This window comes from Fluoribacter dumoffii NY 23 (genome assembly GCF_000236165.1).
In the GTDB taxonomy this organism is placed as follows: Bacteria; Pseudomonadota; Gammaproteobacteria; order Legionellales; family Legionellaceae; genus Legionella; species Legionella dumoffii.
Genome location: NZ_CM001373.1, coordinates 2435370 through 2456577, shown reverse-complemented (window position 1 = coordinate 2456577; position 21208 = coordinate 2435370). Strand labels below are relative to the sequence as shown.

Genomic DNA, 21208 nt, shown 5'->3' with positions numbered 1-21208 from the left:
GAGTAACTACTGTCAATTATGACAGGGGTCATAGGATTAATAATTGGTATTCCAATGCTTTGGCCAATGATTGATATTTGTTTTTTGTGCCTAATTTCTTATTGATTTTTTGAATATGGAAGTTGACAGTCCGCTCACTGATTTCAAGCCGCTGGGATATCTCTTTAACAGAGTGTTGTTGTGCAATTAACAGCAAACATTGAATCTCACGCCGGGTTAAATGAAAGGCATCTTTTTCACTGACTTGATCCAACAAATGAGATTGAATGTAATGATAATAGAGGTGTGCTGCAACAAAAAACTCATGTTGTGCTCCATTATCTTGCAAATTACATTGCTGATTTTGCATCTGTACCAATAACAAAATGGCAAAATTATTATGAGGACCATGAATAGGTATTGATAAACCCGACTCGGCGCCAAAAGCGATAGAGTCTTCACGCATTTGTCGCTCTGATTCGCTGGCAGCTTGTGCCAATTGCTGTTTTAAATTCCAATAAATCGGCAAATGGTTGCTGTAAACAAAACTAAGGGTGCTATCGATGCTGTGGTATTGTTCTGCAAGATAATGCTGATGCCATGATTTAAAATTGGCGGAACACATATCATATTTTAAATGATTTGCTGTGTTTGGGTGATAGGCATAATAAGTAAATGAAAAGGTTGTAATCCCTTTTTTACCTAAATAAAAACTCAAAGCGTGATCACATTCTGCAAGAGATTCTGCTTGGACCAATCGTTCCTCTAAGATTACTAACAAGTCAGTCATATTGATTCACCACTTTAAAAGTAATGATGAGAAGCAATATATTTGCTGCACAAATGTAAGCAAAAAAAACCGCATAACCGAGTTGCTGTTCTATCCAACCGCTAAAGGCACCAAAAAAAACAAAACTTAAAGCCATGATCGAGGTACAAACAGCGTACATGGACATAGGTAACTTACTTTTATTGGCTATTCCCAGAAGATAACTCATGTAAGTCCCATTGGCTAAACCCACAGTAAATTGGTTCAACAAAATAACTAAATAAAGCAGCGGGGAAGCTGTTTTAAAAAAGGGCCATAGAAGATAGAGTGCATGGGCAAGAATCAGGAGCACAGTTACTCTTTTGAGGCACTGTGTAAGTGGATATTTAGTGATAAGCAAGCCTGAAATAAAAATCCCGGACATAAGGAACATGCTACCGAAAATTCCATACAGTTGCCCGACCTGATACAAGTTAAGCCCTAAACCGTGTTGATCCAGCAAAAACAGAGGGATAATTTTTTGCATTTGTGCTTCAGAAAAATTATAAACAAAGATGAAGAATAATATGGGATAGATCTTTTTATCTAAAAGCAGTGTCTGAAACATCTGATAATATTTTGTAGGTACTGTCCGAGTATGGAGCTCTTTCTCCGGAATTTTAGCTTTATGGTAAAAGGTGAGAGAAAATCCCAAAACGAACAAGCTGAAAAAAAAGACTCGCCATACATTAAATGCATAATGCAATGCGAGAGCGCCAATAAGAGCTAATAAGCCTCCTTTTATAATCAACCGCCCCATTTGATAAAAGAAACTGCGGAAGGCGACATATTTTTTTTGCTCCTCCTGATTCAAATTAATTATATAAACACCGTCAGAAACAATATCATGAAGCGAGGAAAGAAAGGCAAGTAAGAAAAATCCCAATGCGCTGATTCCAAGAAAACAGGGGGCATCGACACAAAATGCCATGGCCATAAACAGCAGGCTTAAGGAAGCTTGAGCATAAAGGGTTAATTTTTTTTTCGTAGCCCGTTTTTCCAAAAATGGGGAAAATAGCGGTTTAATCGTCCAGGGCAACATAAATAAGCTCGTTAACAAGGCAGTTTCGCTATTGGGAACTCCATACTGTTGGTACATGATGGAGGCAATTAATGTGACTACTACATAGGGTAGACTTTGAAAAAAATAGAGGCTGGCTATCCATTGATAATTTTTTAGGGATATTGAAGAGGACACGAACTAATTTCCAATCTTTTGTTGGTCACATTGTATCATAATTATACATAAATGATAATAAAGAAATTAGAGGTGTGTCACGAATGCTTTGACTGCAAATAACAAAAATTTAAATGTGCAGAGGCCTGGCTTTATGTCGGTTGATATTCCAATCTATCATACTCTTCCAATTCGATCTGCATTCGGGACATGTAGGTCTCCAGGGATTGCTCCTGTTCTTCGGGATGTTGAGTTACTATTCTCTTTAATCGTTCTGAAGCATACATCATGTCTATAGCCCTTACGGGTTTAATTCTGTATTTAAAGCTAATATTCTCATTGATGTAGGAAATGATTTCCTGGATGTTTGCCGGTGTTTTTACTTCAATTATGGGGTTGGCACAATATAACTCGAGATAAATGCTTCCTTTTTCTGAATTGGAGACCCCAGGTTGAAGCAGCCTGGATAGTTTGTACAAATGTTCAGAAAGATTTGTTTTGCCTGAGCGGGCATCCATTAGCCAGGCGGCAAGAGAAAAAGAATTATCTTCCATGCCATAGGCTACATTGGATTGATAAATGTAGCCCATTACGCCTTCTTCTGTTATGTCACAAGCTAACATCACATAGGAATGTCCGGGTATATCAATGCGAATGATCTTAGGTAATTCTTTTTTGATTGCCCCCATGAGCTGATTAATGGAGAAGAATTCACCCTTTCCGGTTATCATAGGGTCGCTAGTCATTATTTTACAAAATGCGTTTGCGATATCACCACATCCCACTGGCGCGAAAATAGCTTCAGATACAGGGACATGCAATATTCCGCTATTTTTCATGGCTAAGAAAATTTTGACGGTGGACTCCAAATCTACCCCGCATAATGCTAAATAGAGCCGGGCATCCGCCACACTGTTAAAACGTTTCTCATAAGCATCTAATACCAGCTTTCGAAAATAGGAATCAAAATCGTCTATCGAAAAACGAGATGTGGAGGGGAAAAAAGCGAGTTTGCTTTGCATGGAAATGGAATAAATTTATATATTGTTATACAATATTGCAACTTTTTACTATTTGTTGCAAGAATCTTAATCAACGAACGTCATCATGCGCGAGCTTAAAAATTTTAGTTTTTTTACCGAAGTTAACACATTCAAGATCCATGCCCAAACGATCCTCAATCGATTGAGGAATCAAAACAAAATAACTTCTTTGGTTCCTGCTATTCAGCTTATTCTTGAGGGAAAATCTGATAATTCCATTTCTTGGGCTGACATTAATACTTTAAATTCTCTTTTGCACCATCCAGAGCGCTTTATCAAAAATATTGATCCGAAGGTTAAAGAAACCATTTATTTTGAAATGAAAGACATGCTGCAGAATTTTCTTACCGAGATTAATAATCAGGAGCTTTCTTACGTTAATTTGAAATGCAATTAAGAGGACTTTTTTTATTTATCATTATCTTCTTCAATCCAGCAATCAGGAGGGCCCCCAGAAGGCGTGGGCCGGTTTGGCAAGGGGGTTGGGTGAAATTTTGCACCTTTTCCACTTCTTGCATCGTCAATAACTTCTTTTTTTCGCTGAGAAGAGATAACCCTGTTTAAGGTTTCCATAAGACTCCGGTTTTTAAATAAGAAAAAAAGATCTTGATCGTGAAGAGCATCGTCTGATTCGCATTTACTGATTACGAAGAGATTGGCATCATTTTTATCATCAAAGCGAGCAATCTCTTTTTTTTCGGGAAAGTTTACGGGCTTGAACATAAGTTGGAATGGAAGTTGGACTAAATTAAGATCGCCATTTCCTTCTGCATATTTGGCATAAGCAACAGAGAGATGTTCTTTATTGAACTCCTCCAATAAATCCGAGTCTTCATAGAGCCGATAAATAATATTTTGTTTTTCCAGAGCCGATTTTTCACTTTTTTTTGCAATAAACAGACGCGCATCGTTTACTTCTGCCAATTCAGCAATAATTCTTTCTTCGCCGCGTGCAAATTGTGCGGTAACCTTATATTGCATCATAACTAGCGCTGCCAAATCTCCTGGTCTCATAAATTATATTAGTCGTTTTTGATGATCTGCACATAACTTTTTCCATCTTCTCCAGTGACAACACCATGGATTTCAGTGGTAAAACCGGGAAGTTCTTCGCCTATATCATCCAACATGAGTAAAAAATCAAGAATTATCTCGCTTTCTTCGGTAATTTGTTCGCCGGGCATAATTAAAGGAATCCCCGGAGGATAGGGTAAAATCATTGCGGCGGAAACCTCATTTTTTAATTGCGAAAGCGGAACAAGTTGTATTTCTTGCCGAATGAGCTTTTGGTATGCCTGATGAGGTGTCATAACCACTTTAGGCAGTTTATCAAATGCATGGTACATCACTCGCGGTAAATTATGTTTTTTCATTAAGTCATGGATGGTTTTAGCTAAGGATTGAATGGACATTTTTTCGTAAAACTCAGGATGTTCCTGGTACAATTGAGGGATTATGTTTTTAACAGGTACGTTTTCATCATAAAGTTGTTTAAATTTATTTAAAGCAGCAAGTAAGGCCATTGATTTGGCGCGAGTAATACCTAAACTGAATAAAAAAAGCATTGAATATGGGCCTGTTTTTTCCACAATAATTCCATGGGAGGCTAGAAATTTTTCCACAATTACTGCCGGGATGCCCCAATCATCCAATTCTTCATTTTTTATTCCTGGCAAAAGGACAGTTACCTTTATGGGATCTAAAAACAAATGATCCTCATCAACATTCTTAAAACCATGCCATTTTTCATTAGGCTTTAAGGGAAAACAGGCTATTTTTTTCTCTGATGCCGGTTGCCATACATCAAAATACCAATTGGAGCTTTGCTTTTTCAGGCGTTTGAGTTCCATGCGAAAATCCAGGGCGAGCTCAATGGCTTCATTGATTAAATCATATCCATGATTACCTGCCATCATTGCGGCAGATACCTCACAGCTTGCGACAATCGGATAAAAGGGGGAGGTACTCATATGCATCATATAATTGGCATTAAGAATGGCTTCATCAAAATGCCCTTTAATATGGATCATGGAGGATTGGCTAAAGGCGGCTAACAATTTATGGGTGGATTGGGTTTCAAAGATTACTTGATCTTTTTGAGGCGTTAGGCTGAGCCCGAATTTTTCAGCGTAGATAGGATGAAAATTGGTGTAAGGAACCCATGCACTATCAAAATGTAAATGTTTTACCCGGAGCTCATTTTGGATGTTATCCACTTTATAGAATATACCATCGTAGGTTGAATTGGTTATCACCGCATAAGTAGGCCAAGCAGTAGCTTCTGGATGCTCCTGAATTTTATTGCGAATTGCTTTTTCCGTATATTCCGATTTGGGTATCCCGCCGAGAATTCCATATGTATTTCGTGTGGGTTTGAGATAAATAGGGATAACATCGACCATCATTAAAAAATGGGCAATTGATTTATGGCAGTTACGATCGATAACTACAGTGTCCCCTGAAGTTGCCGAATACATACCTACTATTTTATTCGAGGTTGAGGTGCCATTAGTCACAATTAAGGAGCGATCACTTTTAAATACATTGGCAATAAATTGCTCGGCCTCATGATGGAGTCCGGAATGGTCAAGCAAACTTCCAAGCTCTTCAATTGAGATGGAAAGATCTGCCCGGAATACATTTTTACCAAAAAAATCATAGAAGGCGGCACTGGTGGGATTTTTTTGAAATGCGCTACCACCTAAATGTCCTGGGGTACAAAATGCATAATTCAATTCATGCACATAATGCATTAACGCTTTTGTAAAAGGAGGTAAAATTTGTTGTTGGTATTTTTCTATGGCAAGAAGTATGCGTTTAAAATCATCATGAGCCAAGTTGGCGTCATACTGCAAAAAGTCTAAATTGAGGTTAAAATCTCCAAGATTAATGTCAATGGAGTCATGCTTGTTCGCCATGGCAAAAACAGGCAGCAACTTGTTATGGTTCGCGAAGAAGTGTAAGTCTTCAAATCCAAAATCATCCCAATCATAAAGGATGCTAACAATTCGAGGATTAAGACTGCTTACATCATAAGCATCTTTTAAGGAAGTACATACAGTTAACTCATAATTTCTCTGCATTAAAAAATCTTCAAGCATGGTGATAAAATGCTTTTTGTATTCTTCAATTTGTTGTGCATATACAATAAGGATATGATTCATAGGTAATCCTTCACCTCCAATAGACCCTAATCGTACTTTAACCCAATATAGAGTAAATGGTACATTTTTTATGATCTTTAAAAGAAGTCGGGTATTTGGTGGAACATAGAATGTAGTTCTTCAGTTCGGAATGCATCTCATTCCAGTCGCCTTGCAGATACTTAGTTCAATAAAATATAAATTTCAGGGTATATGGCAATCGGTAATAAAGTAGTTCAATTTTTGTACTATAATCAAAAATGTCTATGTTGAACTAGAGGTATCCAGAGTGGTGTTACTTTGTCTCGATATTTTAGTTGCATTTGCAGTAAAAAGTTTAATTCAAAAACCAGTTTTAATTCCCTTCACGATTGCTGCTTGTCCTAAAGCGAGTAAAGTAAATTCCAAGTGCATGTATTGCCATGTTGAAACAATGTTTCTAGCTTTTTTTCGGTCTCCCAAGATATCTCGGATCTCATGCAGATGTTCAATTTCAGGAGAGAGGTAATTATCGGCTTTTTTGATTAAAAATTTCAAACCAATACTTTTAAACAAAAAAGATAATTTTTGTGGATTAGAGGAAAAACACTATGGCTATAGAACTGCTTTTAACTAAAATCCTCCACTATGCAGAAGTTCAACCCGAAAAAATCGCTTTAAAATTTTTTGAGGGAGACTATCTCTCTGAAAAGCAACTTAGTTACCGTGAATTAAAAGATAAAATAATAGCTTATTCGCAAATAATTACTGATTATCGTTTTACTAAACAATCCTCTGTACGCCAACAACCCATTTTATTAATTTTTGATTCCAGTCTGGATTATATCGTTTCATTTTTGGCCACCTTACATTCCGGAAATATTGCAGTTACCGCTTATCCACCACGCCAAACCCGTCATTTGGAGCGTCTGTTAAAAATAATTGAGGATTCAAAAGTCGAGCTGATATTGACTACTACGAAAGTTAAAAATTACTGCGACACAAATCATTTTATATTTCCACATGCGGACTTAATCTGTGTGAACGAGCTCAATACAAAATCTTCTATTATTGCCGTTCCATCAATTGCCAAACCGGAGGATATCGCCTTTTTACAATATACCTCAGGTTCTACCGGTTCACCCAAAGGGGTAATGGTCACCCATAAAAATCTTAATGCCAACCTGAATCTTTTGATAGAGTACCTGGGAGAAAATGCGATAAGTACTTGTGTTTCCTGGTTACCCATTTTCCATGACATGGGATTGATTGGTAACACCTTATTACCTTTGTATAGTGGAGGAACTTGTGCTTTTATGGCTCCACTGACTTTTCTTAAAAATCCATTTTTTTGGCTACAAAAAATCAGCGATGAGAAGGGCACTTATACCATGGCCCCTAATTTTGCTTATGATTTATCCATTGATGCTATGGAAAAAGATCCTGCTGTATGTCAGGGGCTTGATTTTAGTTCTGTTTATCACCTGGTTAACGGCGCTGAACCAGTAAAACCTACTACAGTGCGGCGGATTGAAGAAAAATTGCGAACTTTTAATCTGGCACCAGGAACGATGAAAACTGGTTATGGGATGGCAGAAACAACATTGGTCATTACCCTCTATTGCCAGGATCCCGAAGAACGATTTCTTCTAGTTGATAAAGAAAAATTAAGTAATGGTTTGGTGATATCTCATTCTGCTGAGGATAAAGCAGTTGAATTAGTGCGTTGTGGTAAAGTTTCTGACCATTACTCATTAAAAATCGTGGATCCGTCAACCTCCAAGGAACTTCCTGTAAATGTAGTTGGAGAACTTTGGCTGCAAGCAAGTTCAGTGGCTGCAGGTTATTATCGCAATTCAGAAAAAACAGCGGAAATTTTTAATGCCTTTACTGCATGTGGCGAAGGTCCTTTCTTACGCACAGGTGATTTGGCCTTTATAGATGAACAGGATTATTTGGTTATTTGCGGGCGTGTTAAGGATTTGATTATCATTAATGGGCGCAATATTTATCCTCATGATGTTGAATTGGCTTGCTATCAAGCTGATCCTGACTTAATTAAAAATGGTGCAGCTGCATTTTCCATCCCTGGCGAATCTACAGAAGAATGTGTGGTGGTTGCGGAAGTGAACCGGCATCTTGAGCCTGCAAAATATGGTGAAATTCTGGATAAAATAAAAAAAGCGGTTTTTGAAGCAACTGATATCGTCCCTTATGATATAGTGCTGATTCCACCAAAAAAAATACTGAAGACCAGTAGCGGTAAAATCCAGCGTAGCGCCTGTAAGCAAGCTTATTCTCAAGGTCAATTCGATTATCTTGCACGTTTATTAATTCCTGGGGAGACCAGCCGTGAGGAGATTGGCCCAATCTGGGTAACTGAGAATGACAAGGAAATTGTTAACTGGCTTAAACAATGGGTAGCAAATAATACCCATGTTCGTTATCAGGATGTTGATGAACAGCGTGCTTTTTCGGAGTTCGGCCTTACCTCCATCAAATTAGTAGCAATGATTAATGAGTTGGAACAATTTTTAAAGCACAATTTAGATCCATGGCTTGCCTGGGAGTGCCCCACAATTTTCGATTTAAGCCAACATATAGCTCAGAAAACTAACAAAGAGGATCGCTTAGCAGAAAAAAATTATGAACCGATCGCTGTTATTGGCATGGATTGCCGCTTTCCTGGCTCTCGCGAAACCCTGGAAAGTGTGGATGAATTCTGGGAGTTTCTGCAAGGCGAAGAGGATAGCATAAGGCCAATTCCAAAAGATCGATGGGATAATCGGCAATACTATGATGCAGATCCCCACAAAAAAGGAATGATGTATTCTACAGCAGGAGGTTTTTTAACTGAAATTAAGCGATTTGACGCTAAATTTTTTAATATATCTCCCATAGAAGCTGAATATCTGGATCCGCAACAGCGTTTGGCTCTGATGGTGAGTTGGCATGCCCTGGAGGATGCAGGAATTATTCCGGCTGATTTAAAGGGCACGCATACGGGCATTTACCTTGGGATCAGTACTCATGATTATGATGCTTTGATTCAAAAACAAGTTCCCCTGGAAGAATTAACCACTTATCAGGCAACAGGAACCTGTTTTTCTACTGCCGCTGGGCGTATCGCTTATTTCTTGGGAACACAGGGACCGTGTATGGCAATTGATACTGCGTGCTCCTCTTCCCTGGTAAGTATTCATCAAGCGTGTCGTGCTTTGCAGGATGGTGATTGCGATCTGGCCCTTGCAGGGGGGGTAAATGTAATACTTTCACCAATGAACAATATTATTTTTTGTAAAACGGGGATGTTATCACCCAAGAATCGTTGCAGCACTTTTGATAGTGAAGCTGATGGCTATGTCAGAGGTGAAGGCTGCGGTATGGTTGTTTTAAAACGACTAAAAGAAGCCCTTCGCGATCAAGATAAAATTTATGCTGTGGTGCGCAGTAGTGTGGTAAATCAGGATGGAGCAAGTAATGGTTTAACTGCCCCTAATTTACAAGCACAAGTTGAGGTGATGCAAGATGCATTAAAGCTTGCTCGCTTAACTCCCGAGCAAATCACGCATATTGAGGCCCACGGTACAGGAACGGCCTTAGGGGATCCCATTGAATGGGAAAGCATCCGCCGAGCCTATGCATGGGAACGGAAAACACCACTTTATATTACTTCTTTGAAAACCCGAATAGGTCACTTGGAAGCTGCTGCCGGTGTCGCCAGCTTTATTAAAACAGTTTTGGCAATTAAATACGGTCAAATCCCAAGTCATCTTCATCTTAAGCAGTTCAATCCCAAAATTACTCCGCAAGATACCATGCTTGTACCAACAAAAAGGCAAACCTGGCAAGGGGATGAACGTTATGCTGGTGTAAGCTCTTTTGGTTTTAGCGGTACAAATGCGCATATTATCCTGGAAAATGCCCCTTCTTTAGAATCACCACCCGAACAAAAAATGTATCCTTACTCTCTTTGGGTTGTGAGTGCCCGAGATGACAACACCTTAAAAAATTATTTAGAAACCTACCGCGAATACAGCAAAAACACTTCTGCAGATTTTTCTATAATTTGCCGGCAAATAATGGGCCAACGCACCCATTTTGCCAGTCGTGCTTTTATCGTTGCTAAGGATAGGTCTGAGTGGCGGCAATGTTTGGAACAGGGGTAGTGGGAACAGGGTCAAATCACTACCGATAATAAATTGGCGTGGCTATTTACCGGTCAAGGTTGCTTGCAGCCGCGTATGGCAGCTCAACTTTACAACACCTTGCCTTTATTCAAGGTAATTATTGATCAATGTTGTGCTCTCGCTAATCCTTTGCTTTCCTATGATTTGCAAGAAACATTACTCAATACTCCAGAAAACATTAATATTAACCATACCCGCTATGCCCAGCCCGCTTTATTTGTCTATGAATATGCACTGGCCAAATGGTTTCTTTCATTAGGGATTCGTCCGCACGCATTGATTGGTCATAGCTTAGGAGAATATGTTGCCGCTTGCGTTGCTGAAATCATGTCTTTAGAAGATGCCTTGCGTCTTGTTTGTATTCGTGCAGAGTTGATTGCCTCTTTACCTGAGAATGGCGCAATGCTGGCTATAGCCGAAAACGTCGAAAAAACAGAAAGTTTATTAGCGGATTTCCCGGGTTTGGTCATTGCTGTAAAGAATAGTCCACAGCAAACGGTTGTTTCAGGTCCTCGAGAGGTAATTGAGCTTTTAAAAATTTATTGTGCAGAAAACAATCTGCGCAGTACCGCCATAGCTACCTCTCATGCTTTTCACTCACCCCTCATGCAACCTGTTGTGGAAGATTTTTATCAAGAGGCACAAAAAGTAACCTACCATCAGCCTAAAATTGCCTTGATTTCCAATGTTACCGGGTTGGAATTAAAGCCGGAGGAAATGAATGCACATTATTGGTGTGAGCATTTACAACAAACAGTGAATTTTTATCCTGGGGTGCAAACCTTAATGCAGCAGGGGATCAATCTGTATCAGGAGATTGGCCCCAAACCTGTTTTAACCACACAAATTCAGCTGCTTGGTGATTTAACGGTATTGCCCTCGGTTACAAATACAGAAAATCCCTGGCCGAGCTTGCTTGCTGTTTTGGGGGAGCTTTATTTAAGAGGCTGGCCAATTCACTGGCCTGCGTTGTATATGAAACCATTATTTCACATCGAGTCTTTACCCAAATATCCTTTTGCCGGTAAGGATTATTGGCTACCTGCATTCAATCAGCAGCAAGATTCATTAAATGCTCAATGGCGAAAAAATTTATATCACTTGCAGTGGGAGGAAGTGGATTGGCAAACATCTCCTGTTTTTCCCCAAAGTATTGCTCTTATGGCTCGTCAGGAATCCAATATCGCACAGTTGATTCCTTTGTTAAGGCAACATGAGATTACCATCGTGTCGATTGACAGGGAGGCAAAGGAGGAAACTATTTTATCCAGGTTAAGTGGAGTATCGCATGTGGTTTACTGCTGTGACGCTTGTGAAGAGGAGGTTTTATCAGAGACTCATATCCTTACCAGGCTAACGCAGCTATTAATTAAAAATGAGGTGCATAAGCCGTTTATTTTCTTAAATCCCAACTCTTCTGTGGTCGCCAGCTCCTTACTCGCTCTGCTTAAATCCATTAAACAGGAGTACCCTCGTTGGCCTGTACAGTATCGGGAAGCCACTTTTGAGCCAGTTGATGAGAACTGCATTAATATTCTTTTCGGTGAGTCGGAAAAAGATTGGATTGTGCGTTATGAGAATAAACAATATTACTCGCCAAAAATTCTGCCGCTTATGCCTGAATTAATTTTAGGCAACAATACGGTTTACCCTGAATATACCTATTTAATTACCGGGGCTTGCGGTGATATAGGCCAGGTATTAATTGAAGAACTCCTGCAGCAAGGGGTAAAAAATATTGTTGCAGTAGGGCGTCGGAACAATCCGCGGATTTGGTCTCCGGTAATCCAATCGTACCTCAAAAAGGATGCACAAATTCATTATTATTGTTGTAATATTGCCGAAGTGCAGGAGGTCGAAAGACTGATTGCAGAGATTAACAAGCAGTTACCCCCATTGGCAAGCGTCATTCATGCAGCGGGGGTTGCTGTCGATAAACCCTGGCTTGCTGTGCAAAAGACAGATATCAGCCTTATTATGGAAGGCAAGGTCCTGGGGGCTTTGAATTTACATCGTGCAACCGCCGCATGCGAACTTAAAGAGTTCATTTGCATCTCTTCCATTGCCGGCATTTTAGGCAGTCAGGGGCAAGCGGTTTATGCAACAGCGAATGCCTTTTTAGATGCGTTATGTGATTTACGTCAACAGCAAGGAAAACCTGGTTTAAGCTGGATATTAGGCCCTGTAAAAAATACAGGTTTATTCAAAAAGAATGAAGAATCATTAACCAGTTACCTGGCTACATTAGGAATTGCTCCTATTAGCACGGAAGTAGTTCGTGCAGTAGTTAAAGAAAAAATGGGTATTAATAAGATTATTGTTGCAAATTTTTTAAGTGATGATGTGTCTGCAACCCAGGCAAAACAGGTGCATACGGAAACCCTACCTACAAACTCTCTCGACAAAATCCCGGCAACTGGCAAAGGAGAATGTAGTGTAGAAGAGATTCTGTATATGGTGCAGAAGATATTAAAAGCGGGTAAAAATGATTTATTGGAAAGTCATAATTGGTTTGAAGCCGGCATGGACTCGATTTTGGCCACCCAATTGGTGCATCAAATTAATAAAAGGTATGAAGAGAATATAGTATCGTTTAAAGATATATTTCAGTATGCCTCAGCGAAAGAACTGGCCAAACAAATTCAGGAAAGGTTAACTGGTTACAAAAAGCAAAAAAGCACTTCCCCTGCAGCAAATACGATTCCCTTATCATTGCAACAACTAGAAGTATGGAATTACCTTAACAGCTGTCAGGATAAAAGGGCATACCAAATTCCAATGGAAATAAAAATAGAGGGAGCTTTATCCAGAGAACAATTTGAATATGCTCTGAAAAAGACGATTCAACGCCATGATATTTTCAGTTACGGCTTTCACGAAATCTTGCATCAGGTCAATCAACATATTCATCAGGATACGCCTGTTTGTCTTGAATTTAGTGAACATTATGACAGCAGAGAGGTAGCTGAGTTTTTACTTGCTCCCATTGATTTGAAGCAGCCTCCACTTGTTCGCAACCGATTAATTCGTGTGAATGAGCAAGAGCACCGCTGGCTAATCGTTTTTCATCATTTGATTTGTGATGGTACTACAGTGACCGCCTTCATTCAGGAAGTGATGTTCCATTACGACAACCAGGAGTTGGAAGATACACCTCAGCAGTACCGGGATTATGTTTATTGGCAATGGAATAATGTTCTGGATTTGCTTGATGGCAGTCTAAAAGACTACTGGCTCAATCATTTAAAAGATATCCCTTTAAATGTTCCCCTTGCCTGTAGCACCCAATCTCCAATGGAGGCCCGGGTTATTTCAACCAGCATACCTCTTGATAATTTAAATGAGACATTGGCAATTCTTGAGAAAAATAAACTCTCACTAAGTAATTTTATACTTGCCAATTTATTTGACTTGCTCTTTAAGTTCTTTGAGAGAGAAAAACAAGGCATTGTGGTATTTTTTTCCGGACGGGAAGATGGCAATTTCACCTCGGTATTTGGAGATACCTCTAATGATGTTGTAATCACCTCTCATCAAAACAATGATATTTTAAAGCATGCGCAGACTATACAAGAGCAGATTGTATCTCGAATTGATAAGCAATATTTGCGCATGCCGATGCTCCCGGAAAATGGTCTTCAATTTCCAGAAATTTCTTTTGATTTTCAGCGCGGAATTGATGTAAAAGTAACTGGCTCGCAACTTACAGTGACGGCGGTAAAAAGTGGTAATGTACAAAATTATTTGTGGGGAGAAAACCCCAGGATTTTGTCTTTTAAGGCATCGCTTGAACCTTCAGAACTCAAATTAGCTTTAAAATACCGCGCCGATAAAATTAATGATGATGTTGCCCAAACCCTATTAATGCAATGGATGGAATTGCTTGCTCGCTTCATTCCGCAAAAAAATAAAAAAATTAATGAGCAACAGGATAATCTCACCGTCATTAGAGCTTCAATTTTACAACACAACTTGTGGCAGTTATTGAAAACACATCCTGATGGGATGCCGTATTATATTCCCCTTGTTAAAGAGTTAGGAAAAAATTTTGATCTGGCAAGATTAGAGAAAGCGATGCGTGTCTGCATCAGCAAGAATCCCGCTTTGAGAACTTATTTTTCCAGCGAAGGAGAAAAACTCGAGCTCATTCTCACTAGAAAAGAGTTCTCCTTGCCCTTAAAGCAGATAAAAACAGATAATCTCTACAAAACCTTGGGTGAATTATTAATAGAACCTATTGCTCTAGAGAGCCCCCCTTTATTGCGATGGTATCTTCTTTTATCTCCAGAAGAAAAACCCATCTTGTTGATTAGAATTCATCACCTGATTTGTGATGGCTTGTCTGCAGAAATTTTTTTACAACAACTCGAACATTATTTAGAACCTGGGGAAGAAACTGGCGAGGAGCATGACGCAAGTTATTTAAACCATATTGCGGAAGATTATAAAAATTATGAATTAAGACTCAATCAGTATGCAGGTTATTTGTCTTCATTAAATTTTGCAACGAAGCATGAGACATTTTTAGCGAAAGAAAGGTATTACGGTGGGATTGTTTATCAGAAAATAACGCAGGAACATACTAAAAAAATAACTGATTTTTGCCACGCTAATAAAATATCTCTTTATACTTTTTATCTCCATCTGTTCTGTACTGGTATTGCCAGGTTTTCAGGTAATAAGGAAGTTTATATGAGTATTGTCAAATCGAATCGTACTCATCTGCAGCATTATCGTCTCCTGGGGTATTATGCGGATAACATTCCTCTGCTTGTTTCGATAAATGATAACCAACTGATCTCCCAACTACAGGCCTTGCAATTAAAAATAGTAGAGTTGATTTCCCGATTTGAATTTCCTGTTCTACAACAGGATTTGAAGCAAATTAACTACAGGCAGCCTCCATTTCTTTTCAATCAATATTCGTTGAGCGATAGCCTGAAATTTACTCCTGCAGATTATGTGTTTGAAAATATCATTCAGGAAACAAAACAGGTAGCTCTTTGGAATTATCCGAACCCGGAACAATGTAATTTAATGGTAAGAAGTAGTTCTCAGGGGGATATCATGGGATTGATTTTTAATCCGGGATTGATAAATGAGGAGCAAGCTCAAGCCGTGATGAATATGATGATAAGCGAATTGCTGTCCAGGATAAAAGTTAGTTAAAATTCGCCATAGTATGCATGGTGGCATAATCAGAATGTCCTTATCCCTGATGCTGTCCCCATAAGCATAAAGGATTTGGGGGTTATTAATGCACTCGAGAACGCGTCTTAATTTTTCCTCGCTGTTACAGCTTTTTGTAAAAATTTCCAGAAAAAATGTTTCTCGTCAATAAATTTTAAAAAGGGGATAGTGGTATTTTTGTACGTTATGGTCCCATCAAAATCAAAAATGGCTGCAGTTTGCATTTTGTCTGTTTGATTTTGCGTTTCAGGAGTCATAATGAGAAAACCAATAAAGTAACCTCTTTTTAAGTTTAGTAACATTATGAAACCTGCGAGTATGCAACAACTCCCATTAGCTGGGTAAACTTTTGGAAGTACGTAGAGCAATCGCAATAAGAATATAGGTCCAACCACCCACAATCATATCGATTGCAATGAAGGTTCCAATGATCCACAACCCGCTCATAGGCCACTGCAGTAAAATGAGGATACCAAGAATTAAAGAGATTGCTCCTGCAAAAAGGATCCAGCCCCAGCCCTCCATCTCCCGTAACGAAATGGACATGCTGATACGGGTAATACCAATTACGATAAGTGTCCAGGCTAGTAAAGCTGTAATAATTGTAGAGGCTAACAAAGGATCATATAAGATAATGCCCGCTCCAATAAGGTACAATATACCAATGCATATTCCCCAAACGATGCCCTTTGTTTTTTTATACCTAAATGCATCCGCAAGGTGTGAGAGTCCGGAAACCAGAAGTAGGGCTGCAAAAAAATACATGCTCACTATGGTTAATGCCACTTCCATGCCTAAACCAATAAACCCCAAAATTAACAGGAGTATCCCGAAACCGAATAGCAATCCCCGGTGACGTTGCAAAGATTTTACATCGGTGTGATGAACAATATTATGTGTAGCCATGTCAATTCCTTTCGATCATTTCACTTTTAATATAGCTTATTTATACGGTTGATGCCTGCCTGCCCCTTAAATTAGTCCAGAAAACTTACGAATCAGTATGTGCTTGGATAAACGCTTGAATTTCCGGAATAATAATGTTGCGAAATTTCTTGCCATTAAACAATCCGTAATGGCCTACACCTTCAGCAAGATAATATTTTTTCATGGAGTCGGGCAAATTTTTACACAAAGTCAGGACTGATTTTGTTTGTCCAACCCCAGTGATGTCATCGCGTTCCCCTTCAATTGCCAAAATGGAAGTGCTCTTTATATCCTGTAAGCGGACATTATGTCCGCGCGATTTGTACCGGCCAGTGGTCAACAGTTTTTCCTGAAATACCGTATTTATCGTTTGCATGTAAAATTCGGCAGTCAGGTCCATCGTTGAAAAATATTCAAGGTAGAATTTTATTATCTTGAATGCTGCTTCTTTTTGATTTTCCGCATATCGGTCCACTGATTTTTGCAGGGACTCCATATGACGTTGGAAATTCATACTCATAAAACCTGCAAGCTGCATAAATCCTGGGTATACAAGCCGCATGGCACCTGGAAAACGAGAAGGTACAATCGAGATGACATTTTGTTGAAACCAGTCATCTCCCCTGGATGCAGCTAATTCGTTTACTGTGGTAGGTGATTGATTCGTATCAATTGGTCCCCCCAATAATATCGCTGTGCGAGGAAGATTGGGTGAGTTATTGGTTGACATTAAAGCAACCGCAGCTAAAACAGGAACGGTAGGCTGACATACTGCCATAACATTTAAATTGGGTGCCAGCAAGTTTAAGTAAGAAATGATGTATTCAATAAAATCATCCAGATCAAAAGAACCTTCAATCAAGGGCACATCACGGGCATTTTTCCAATCAGTAATGTAGATATCGTATAAAGGCAGTAAATTTCTAACAGTATCCCGCAACAGAGTGGCATGATGTCCTGACATAGGGGCGACAACAAGTAATTTGGGTAAATTTAAATGATTCGAATTAACCTTTTTAAAGCGAATCAAATTGCAAAAGCTTTTTCTGTCGATGAGTTCTTCCTGGACATCGTAATATTCATCCTCGATTTTGACTTCGTTTATCTCAAATTTGGGTTTGTCATAAACATTGGTCATCATATGAAATATATAGGAGTAACCAGCAAGCCTGCGATAATAGCTTGAAGTGGATTCTAATATTTTTTTCAGGGCTTCTTGCCCATCATCCGACATATAAGGAATTTTCACAGGCAGATTAATGTTGTCCGAAATTCTGCGAAAACGTCTCGCCATATTATCGAAATAGTCTGAATAAGGCTGAAGCAGGCGCATATTAAAATCGTAAATATTGTAAAGATAACGATTGTCGAGAGGATTAAAAAACATTTAAGTGCCTCGCAAATTGAGAAAGATACACGAAAATGGTGCATCGCAATAATAAAGTAATACACATAAAACTCTAAAATAGCAAATTCCAGCTAAAATGAGAGCCCAATTTTTTCTATTTATTTAACTTTTTATCCAACACTGGGAATGATAATAATAGTCCCTGATTTCATTTTGAATCTCAGTGGCTGCTATTCCCGCCTCAAATTGAAAAAGAAGTATTTTGGCACTCTGAAGGCGCTGTTGAAGGAGAGTGATCAATGCATGCGAGTTTTTATCTGCTCTTCCGTAAAACTCAGCATGCAAATGGGATTTCAACTCGTCTGCTTGTATTGAGGAATCCAATGTGATGGCGCTGAATGCCTGCGCTAAACTGTCTTCCAATAAATGAGGGTCCAGGGCCATATTTTTTTCTGCCGTAGTAATTGCTTCAGCAAAACCTTCCCGCATTGAACGGCTTAGGGGATCTTCTTGAGACATATCGAATAAATCAGCGATTACTGTGTGAGGTAAAAGTGGAGCAACCAGTTTATCAAAAGGTAAAGCAAAACCATGACGATAATGATCCCGATAGTTCTGCCCAAAAAATGAATAATTTACTTTTTTAGAAGGGGAGAATTCGGGATCATCCATTGCTAAGGTATCCGCATGTCTTCCCTTATAACTTAAAGTTCCACCACAGCCGAAATCAACAATGGCGGCACGTTTCACGTTATCTTTATCTGTACAATAGCCTGAATTGAGCAATTTTGAATTTAATAAATCCCATAAATTAAAAACCAGAGCCACTGCATACAACTGCCCCAGAATTCTGCCTTCTTCCAGTGTCAGTTCCAAATCATCACGTTTAGGTAATTGCTCCCTGTCAAACAAAGGTTCTGTCTTTGTTATTTCCTTTTGGGATAAAAACTCGCAAAAGCTATTAATAAACCTGGAAATCACTGCAATGGATTTATCTTGATCAACATGCAAATAGTTTTCAGGAGCAACTAAAATCCCTTCAAACAATTTTTTTGCCATACGAGGAATTAAAATTTCAAGGAAAGCGCCTTCAAGTTTTATTGAAAAAATATGCTTGCTGGCATCAAAGGAGGGATTTTTCAGTTCTTTTTGGGAAAGATATCCTTTAAATACGTCGTCTATTGTTAACTCATCAGGTTTCTTAAACAGATAATAGGTACCAAACTGATCCCTTAAAATTCTTTTCTGGGTAATTCCCTTTGTTAACGAGGAGGAGATATTATCCGGTAACTTTTCTTTATTCACTTCCACCAATTCAGTATTATGACGAAGCTTAGGCATGATTTATCTCCTCCAAAAAACAAAATAAACGTATTGTTGTTGATTATTTGTTCCATACAAAGATTTATCTTTAAATAAAAAATGCTTTCTTATTGTCATCTTATTACACAAAGAATGGAAAAGGCACTCTTTTAGTTCAGTAAGTTCACGAAGAGGAAATGCGACTTATCAAGAAAAATTTAAAAGATAAAAAATCTTTTAATAACAGTTATATGTTGTCGGAGGTGAAATGGCTGGAAGGTAAAAAAACCTACACATAGTGCCCCCCATTAATATCCAAATTGGAACCGGTAATGAACCCAGCCTCTTCACTTACCAAAAAAGATACCGCCTCAGCAATTTCTTCAGGTTTTCCAAGCCGTCCGACCGGAATGCTTCGATTAATCTTATCAATAACCTCTTTTTTCATAGCAGTGAGGATGGACGTTTCGATGTAACCTGGGGAAATTGTATTTACAGTAATCCCTTTATTTGCAACTTCCAAAGCCAAGCTTTTGGTAAACCCGAATAAAGCTGATTTTGCAGCAGCATAATTGCATTGCCCTGATTGTCCTTTTTGACCATGAATAGATGAAATACTGACAATTCGCCCAAAATTTTGTTCAATCATAAAGGGAAGCAGATTGCGGGTAATATTGAACGTACTTGTTAAATTGGCATCAATTACGTGTTGCCAATGTTGCGGTTCCATTTTTTTTAAACTGATCTCGCATACAGCTCCGGTGTTATTTACCAAAATATCAACGTGACCAAAGCGTTCTATAATTGAACTACTGATTGCTTCACAATCAGAAAAATTCACCAGATTTGCAAAGAGAATTTCAATATCAAAGCCGGATTTTTTTTGGAGTGTTTGCCATTGAAATACTTCTTCTTGACTGCCGTTTTTAAAATAACAAGCAACTACCCTATAATTTGCTGCAAGACGTCTGCAGATTGCAGTACCTATTCCTCCAATGCCTCCGGTGACAACAGCGATTCTTCTCTGCATGCATCCTTCTCCTGATGTAATTATGGCTTATCTTTATACTAAATGGTATATTTTGATATAAATCAGGATTTTATCGTATATGACTAATTAGAGTTTACAAAGCTGAGGTAAACCCTAATAACTTCAAAAAACTCTGTGCGTCACAATAGATAAAAAATAATGCTAAACTTAAATTAGACTGATTTTTGTGATGAAGGAACTGGAGTTTTCAAGAAAACAAAACATTCTCATTTGAATTAAACCGGGGAGATAGCAAAATTGCTGTCTGTGTTATTGTTTTCAACTTTACTCTATCACTAAGGAAATAGAGATGGATTTCACCGATGCAGCAGTTTTTATCGTAGATGATGATCCCGAAATTTGCCAAGCACTTCGCTGGTTATTTGAATCTGTAGATATTCCAGTATCCACTTATGAAAATGCCAAAGATTTTCTGGTTAATTATGATCCCAGACAACAGGGGTGTTTGATTATTGATGTGCGGATGCCCCTTATGAGTGGGTTGGAGTTATTGGAGCATCTTAATGCATCCAAAACTCAGCTTTCTGTTATCATGATTACGGGATATGGTGATATCCCGATGGCTGTAAGGGCTATGAAGGCCGGAGCAACCGATTTTATTCTAAAGCCGGTCAACCATCAGTATTTACTTGAAATTACCCAAAAATGTCTTCAAAAATCTTCCGACTATCCTGTTCAACCCCAGACCGATTTTTTCGAACGTATTGAACGATTAACCAAACGTGAGCGGCAAGTGATGGATTTGGTAATTGAAGGAAAATTAAACAAACAGATTGCTCACGAATTGGATATTTCTATATCTACTGTAGAAGTCCATCGTGCAAATGTAATGCGGAAAATGGAGGCCAAGACTTTGGCTGAGCTCATAAAAATTAATCTCATACAGACTCTTGGTGGTGATAACCCTAACTCTCTTGGCGAAATGCCATAAATTAGTGGTTGGTTCTTTTTTATTGTTTAAAGCTGACTCAGAAAAATCTCATCCCTCCAGCGCGTTTAAAATTGCTTGAAGTAAGTTTTTTAAATAATCAAGATGATAAAATTACTTTTGATTTGGTTAAAAAAAAGTTA

At 38.6% G+C, this 21208-nt stretch carries 15 protein-coding genes; 4 read left to right on the top strand and 11 right to left on the bottom strand.

Annotation, left to right across the window (positions count from 1 at the left end; translation table 11 throughout):
* Window positions 1-28: 28 nt before the first annotated feature.
* The 3 genes from KYQ_RS11045 to KYQ_RS11035 all read right to left on the bottom strand — a co-directional run bounded on the left by KYQ_RS11045 (window position 29) and on the right by KYQ_RS11035 (window position 2986).
* Entirely contained in the window at window positions 29-769 is a 741-nt protein-coding gene (locus tag KYQ_RS11045; protein WP_010654329.1) for a helix-turn-helix transcriptional regulator, read from the bottom strand.
* Window positions 762-1985, bottom strand: a complete 1224-nt coding sequence (locus tag KYQ_RS11040) for an MFS transporter (protein WP_010654328.1) — start codon at window positions 1983-1985, stop codon at window positions 762-764. The genes KYQ_RS11045 and KYQ_RS11040 overlap by 8 nt, the downstream gene beginning before the upstream one ends.
* A gap of 131 nt (window positions 1986-2116) precedes the next feature.
* Complete coding sequence (locus tag KYQ_RS11035; protein ID WP_010654327.1) at window positions 2117-2986, bottom strand: hypothetical protein; 870 nt, start codon at window positions 2984-2986, stop codon at window positions 2117-2119.
* Window positions 2987-3071: 85 nt separating this feature from the next.
* Here KYQ_RS11035 and KYQ_RS11030 point away from each other — a divergent pair, with 85 nt between their 5' ends.
* Window positions 3072-3404: a hypothetical protein gene (locus KYQ_RS11030; RefSeq protein WP_010654326.1), complete on the top strand. Its 333-nt coding sequence runs from the start codon at window positions 3072-3074 to the stop codon at window positions 3402-3404.
* Between the two features lie 11 nt (window positions 3405-3415).
* Here the strand turns inward: KYQ_RS11030 and KYQ_RS11025 are convergent, their stop codons facing one another.
* The 3 genes from KYQ_RS11025 to KYQ_RS11015 all read right to left on the bottom strand — a co-directional run bounded on the left by KYQ_RS11025 (window position 3416) and on the right by KYQ_RS11015 (window position 6687).
* Window positions 3416-3991, bottom strand: coding sequence for a hypothetical protein (locus tag KYQ_RS11025; protein WP_010654325.1), 576 nt, complete (start codon window positions 3989-3991; stop codon window positions 3416-3418).
* A gap of 38 nt (window positions 3992-4029) precedes the next feature.
* On the bottom strand, window positions 4030-6171 hold the full coding sequence (ldcC, locus tag KYQ_RS11020; protein WP_019350074.1) for a lysine decarboxylase LdcC: 2142 nt from the start codon (window positions 6169-6171) through the stop codon (window positions 4030-4032).
* A 321-nt stretch (window positions 6172-6492) separates the two neighbouring features.
* Window positions 6493-6687: a hypothetical protein gene (locus tag KYQ_RS11015; protein ID WP_231294547.1), complete on the bottom strand. Its 195-nt coding sequence runs from the start codon at window positions 6685-6687 to the stop codon at window positions 6493-6495.
* 53 nt (window positions 6688-6740) lie between these two features.
* Here KYQ_RS11015 and KYQ_RS19535 point away from each other — a divergent pair, with 53 nt between their 5' ends.
* Complete coding sequence (locus KYQ_RS19535) at window positions 6741-10298, top strand: beta-ketoacyl synthase N-terminal-like domain-containing protein (RefSeq protein ID WP_019350073.1); 3558 nt, start codon at window positions 6741-6743, stop codon at window positions 10296-10298.
* Window positions 10299-10331: 33 nt separating this feature from the next.
* Window positions 10332-15488, top strand: coding sequence for an SDR family NAD(P)-dependent oxidoreductase (locus KYQ_RS19530; protein WP_256596256.1), 5157 nt, complete (start codon window positions 10332-10334; stop codon window positions 15486-15488).
* Between the two features lie 107 nt (window positions 15489-15595).
* Here the strand turns inward: KYQ_RS19530 and KYQ_RS11005 are convergent, their stop codons facing one another.
* The 5 genes from KYQ_RS11005 to phbB all read right to left on the bottom strand — a co-directional run bounded on the left by KYQ_RS11005 (window position 15596) and on the right by phbB (window position 20116).
* Window positions 15596-15811, bottom strand: coding sequence for a hypothetical protein (locus tag KYQ_RS11005; protein ID WP_019350071.1), 216 nt, complete (start codon window positions 15809-15811; stop codon window positions 15596-15598).
* A 31-nt stretch (window positions 15812-15842) separates the two neighbouring features.
* Window positions 15843-16415: an HdeD family acid-resistance protein gene (locus tag KYQ_RS11000; RefSeq protein ID WP_010654320.1), complete on the bottom strand. Its 573-nt coding sequence runs from the start codon at window positions 16413-16415 to the stop codon at window positions 15843-15845.
* Window positions 16416-16500: 85 nt separating this feature from the next.
* Entirely contained in the window at window positions 16501-17823 is a 1323-nt protein-coding gene (gene phaZ / locus KYQ_RS10995) for a polyhydroxyalkanoate depolymerase (protein ID WP_010654319.1), read from the bottom strand.
* Window positions 17824-17946: 123 nt separating this feature from the next.
* On the bottom strand, window positions 17947-19125 hold the full coding sequence (locus KYQ_RS10990) for a hypothetical protein (RefSeq protein ID WP_010654318.1): 1179 nt from the start codon (window positions 19123-19125) through the stop codon (window positions 17947-17949).
* 250 nt (window positions 19126-19375) lie between these two features.
* On the bottom strand, window positions 19376-20116 hold the full coding sequence (gene phbB, locus KYQ_RS10980; protein WP_010654317.1) for an acetoacetyl-CoA reductase: 741 nt from the start codon (window positions 20114-20116) through the stop codon (window positions 19376-19378).
* A 310-nt stretch (window positions 20117-20426) separates the two neighbouring features.
* On the opposite strand from phbB, the gene KYQ_RS10975 reads away from it, so the two are divergent.
* Complete coding sequence (locus tag KYQ_RS10975; protein WP_010654316.1) at window positions 20427-21068, top strand: response regulator transcription factor; 642 nt, start codon at window positions 20427-20429, stop codon at window positions 21066-21068.
* Window positions 21069-21208: the final 140 nt, after the last annotated feature.

Coding starts and splice junctions, on each gene's coding strand:
- KYQ_RS11045 (WP_010654329.1), bottom strand. CDS start 769: ATGACTGACTTGTTAGTAATCTTAGAGGAACGATTGGTCCAAGCAGAA.
- KYQ_RS11035 (WP_010654327.1), bottom strand. CDS start 2,986: ATGCAAAGCAAACTCGCTTTTTTCCCCTCCACATCTCGTTTTTCGATA.
- KYQ_RS11030 (WP_010654326.1), top strand. CDS start 3,072: ATGCGCGAGCTTAAAAATTTTAGTTTTTTTACCGAAGTTAACACATTC.
- KYQ_RS11025 (WP_010654325.1), bottom strand. CDS start 3,991: ATGATGCAATATAAGGTTACCGCACAATTTGCACGCGGCGAAGAAAGA.
- ldcC (WP_019350074.1), bottom strand. CDS start 6,171: ATGAATCATATCCTTATTGTATATGCACAACAAATTGAAGAATACAAA.
- KYQ_RS19535 (WP_019350073.1), top strand. CDS start 6,741: ATGGCTATAGAACTGCTTTTAACTAAAATCCTCCACTATGCAGAAGTT.
- KYQ_RS11005 (WP_019350071.1), bottom strand. CDS start 15,811: ATGTTACTAAACTTAAAAAGAGGTTACTTTATTGGTTTTCTCATTATG.
- KYQ_RS11000 (WP_010654320.1), bottom strand. CDS start 16,415: ATGGCTACACATAATATTGTTCATCACACCGATGTAAAATCTTTGCAA.
- phaZ (WP_010654319.1), bottom strand. CDS start 17,823: ATGTTTTTTAATCCTCTCGACAATCGTTATCTTTACAATATTTACGAT.
- KYQ_RS10990 (WP_010654318.1), bottom strand. CDS start 19,125: ATGCCTAAGCTTCGTCATAATACTGAATTGGTGGAAGTGAATAAAGAA.
- phbB (WP_010654317.1), bottom strand. CDS start 20,116: ATGCAGAGAAGAATCGCTGTTGTCACCGGAGGCATTGGAGGAATAGGT.
- KYQ_RS10975 (WP_010654316.1), top strand. CDS start 20,427: ATGGATTTCACCGATGCAGCAGTTTTTATCGTAGATGATGATCCCGAA.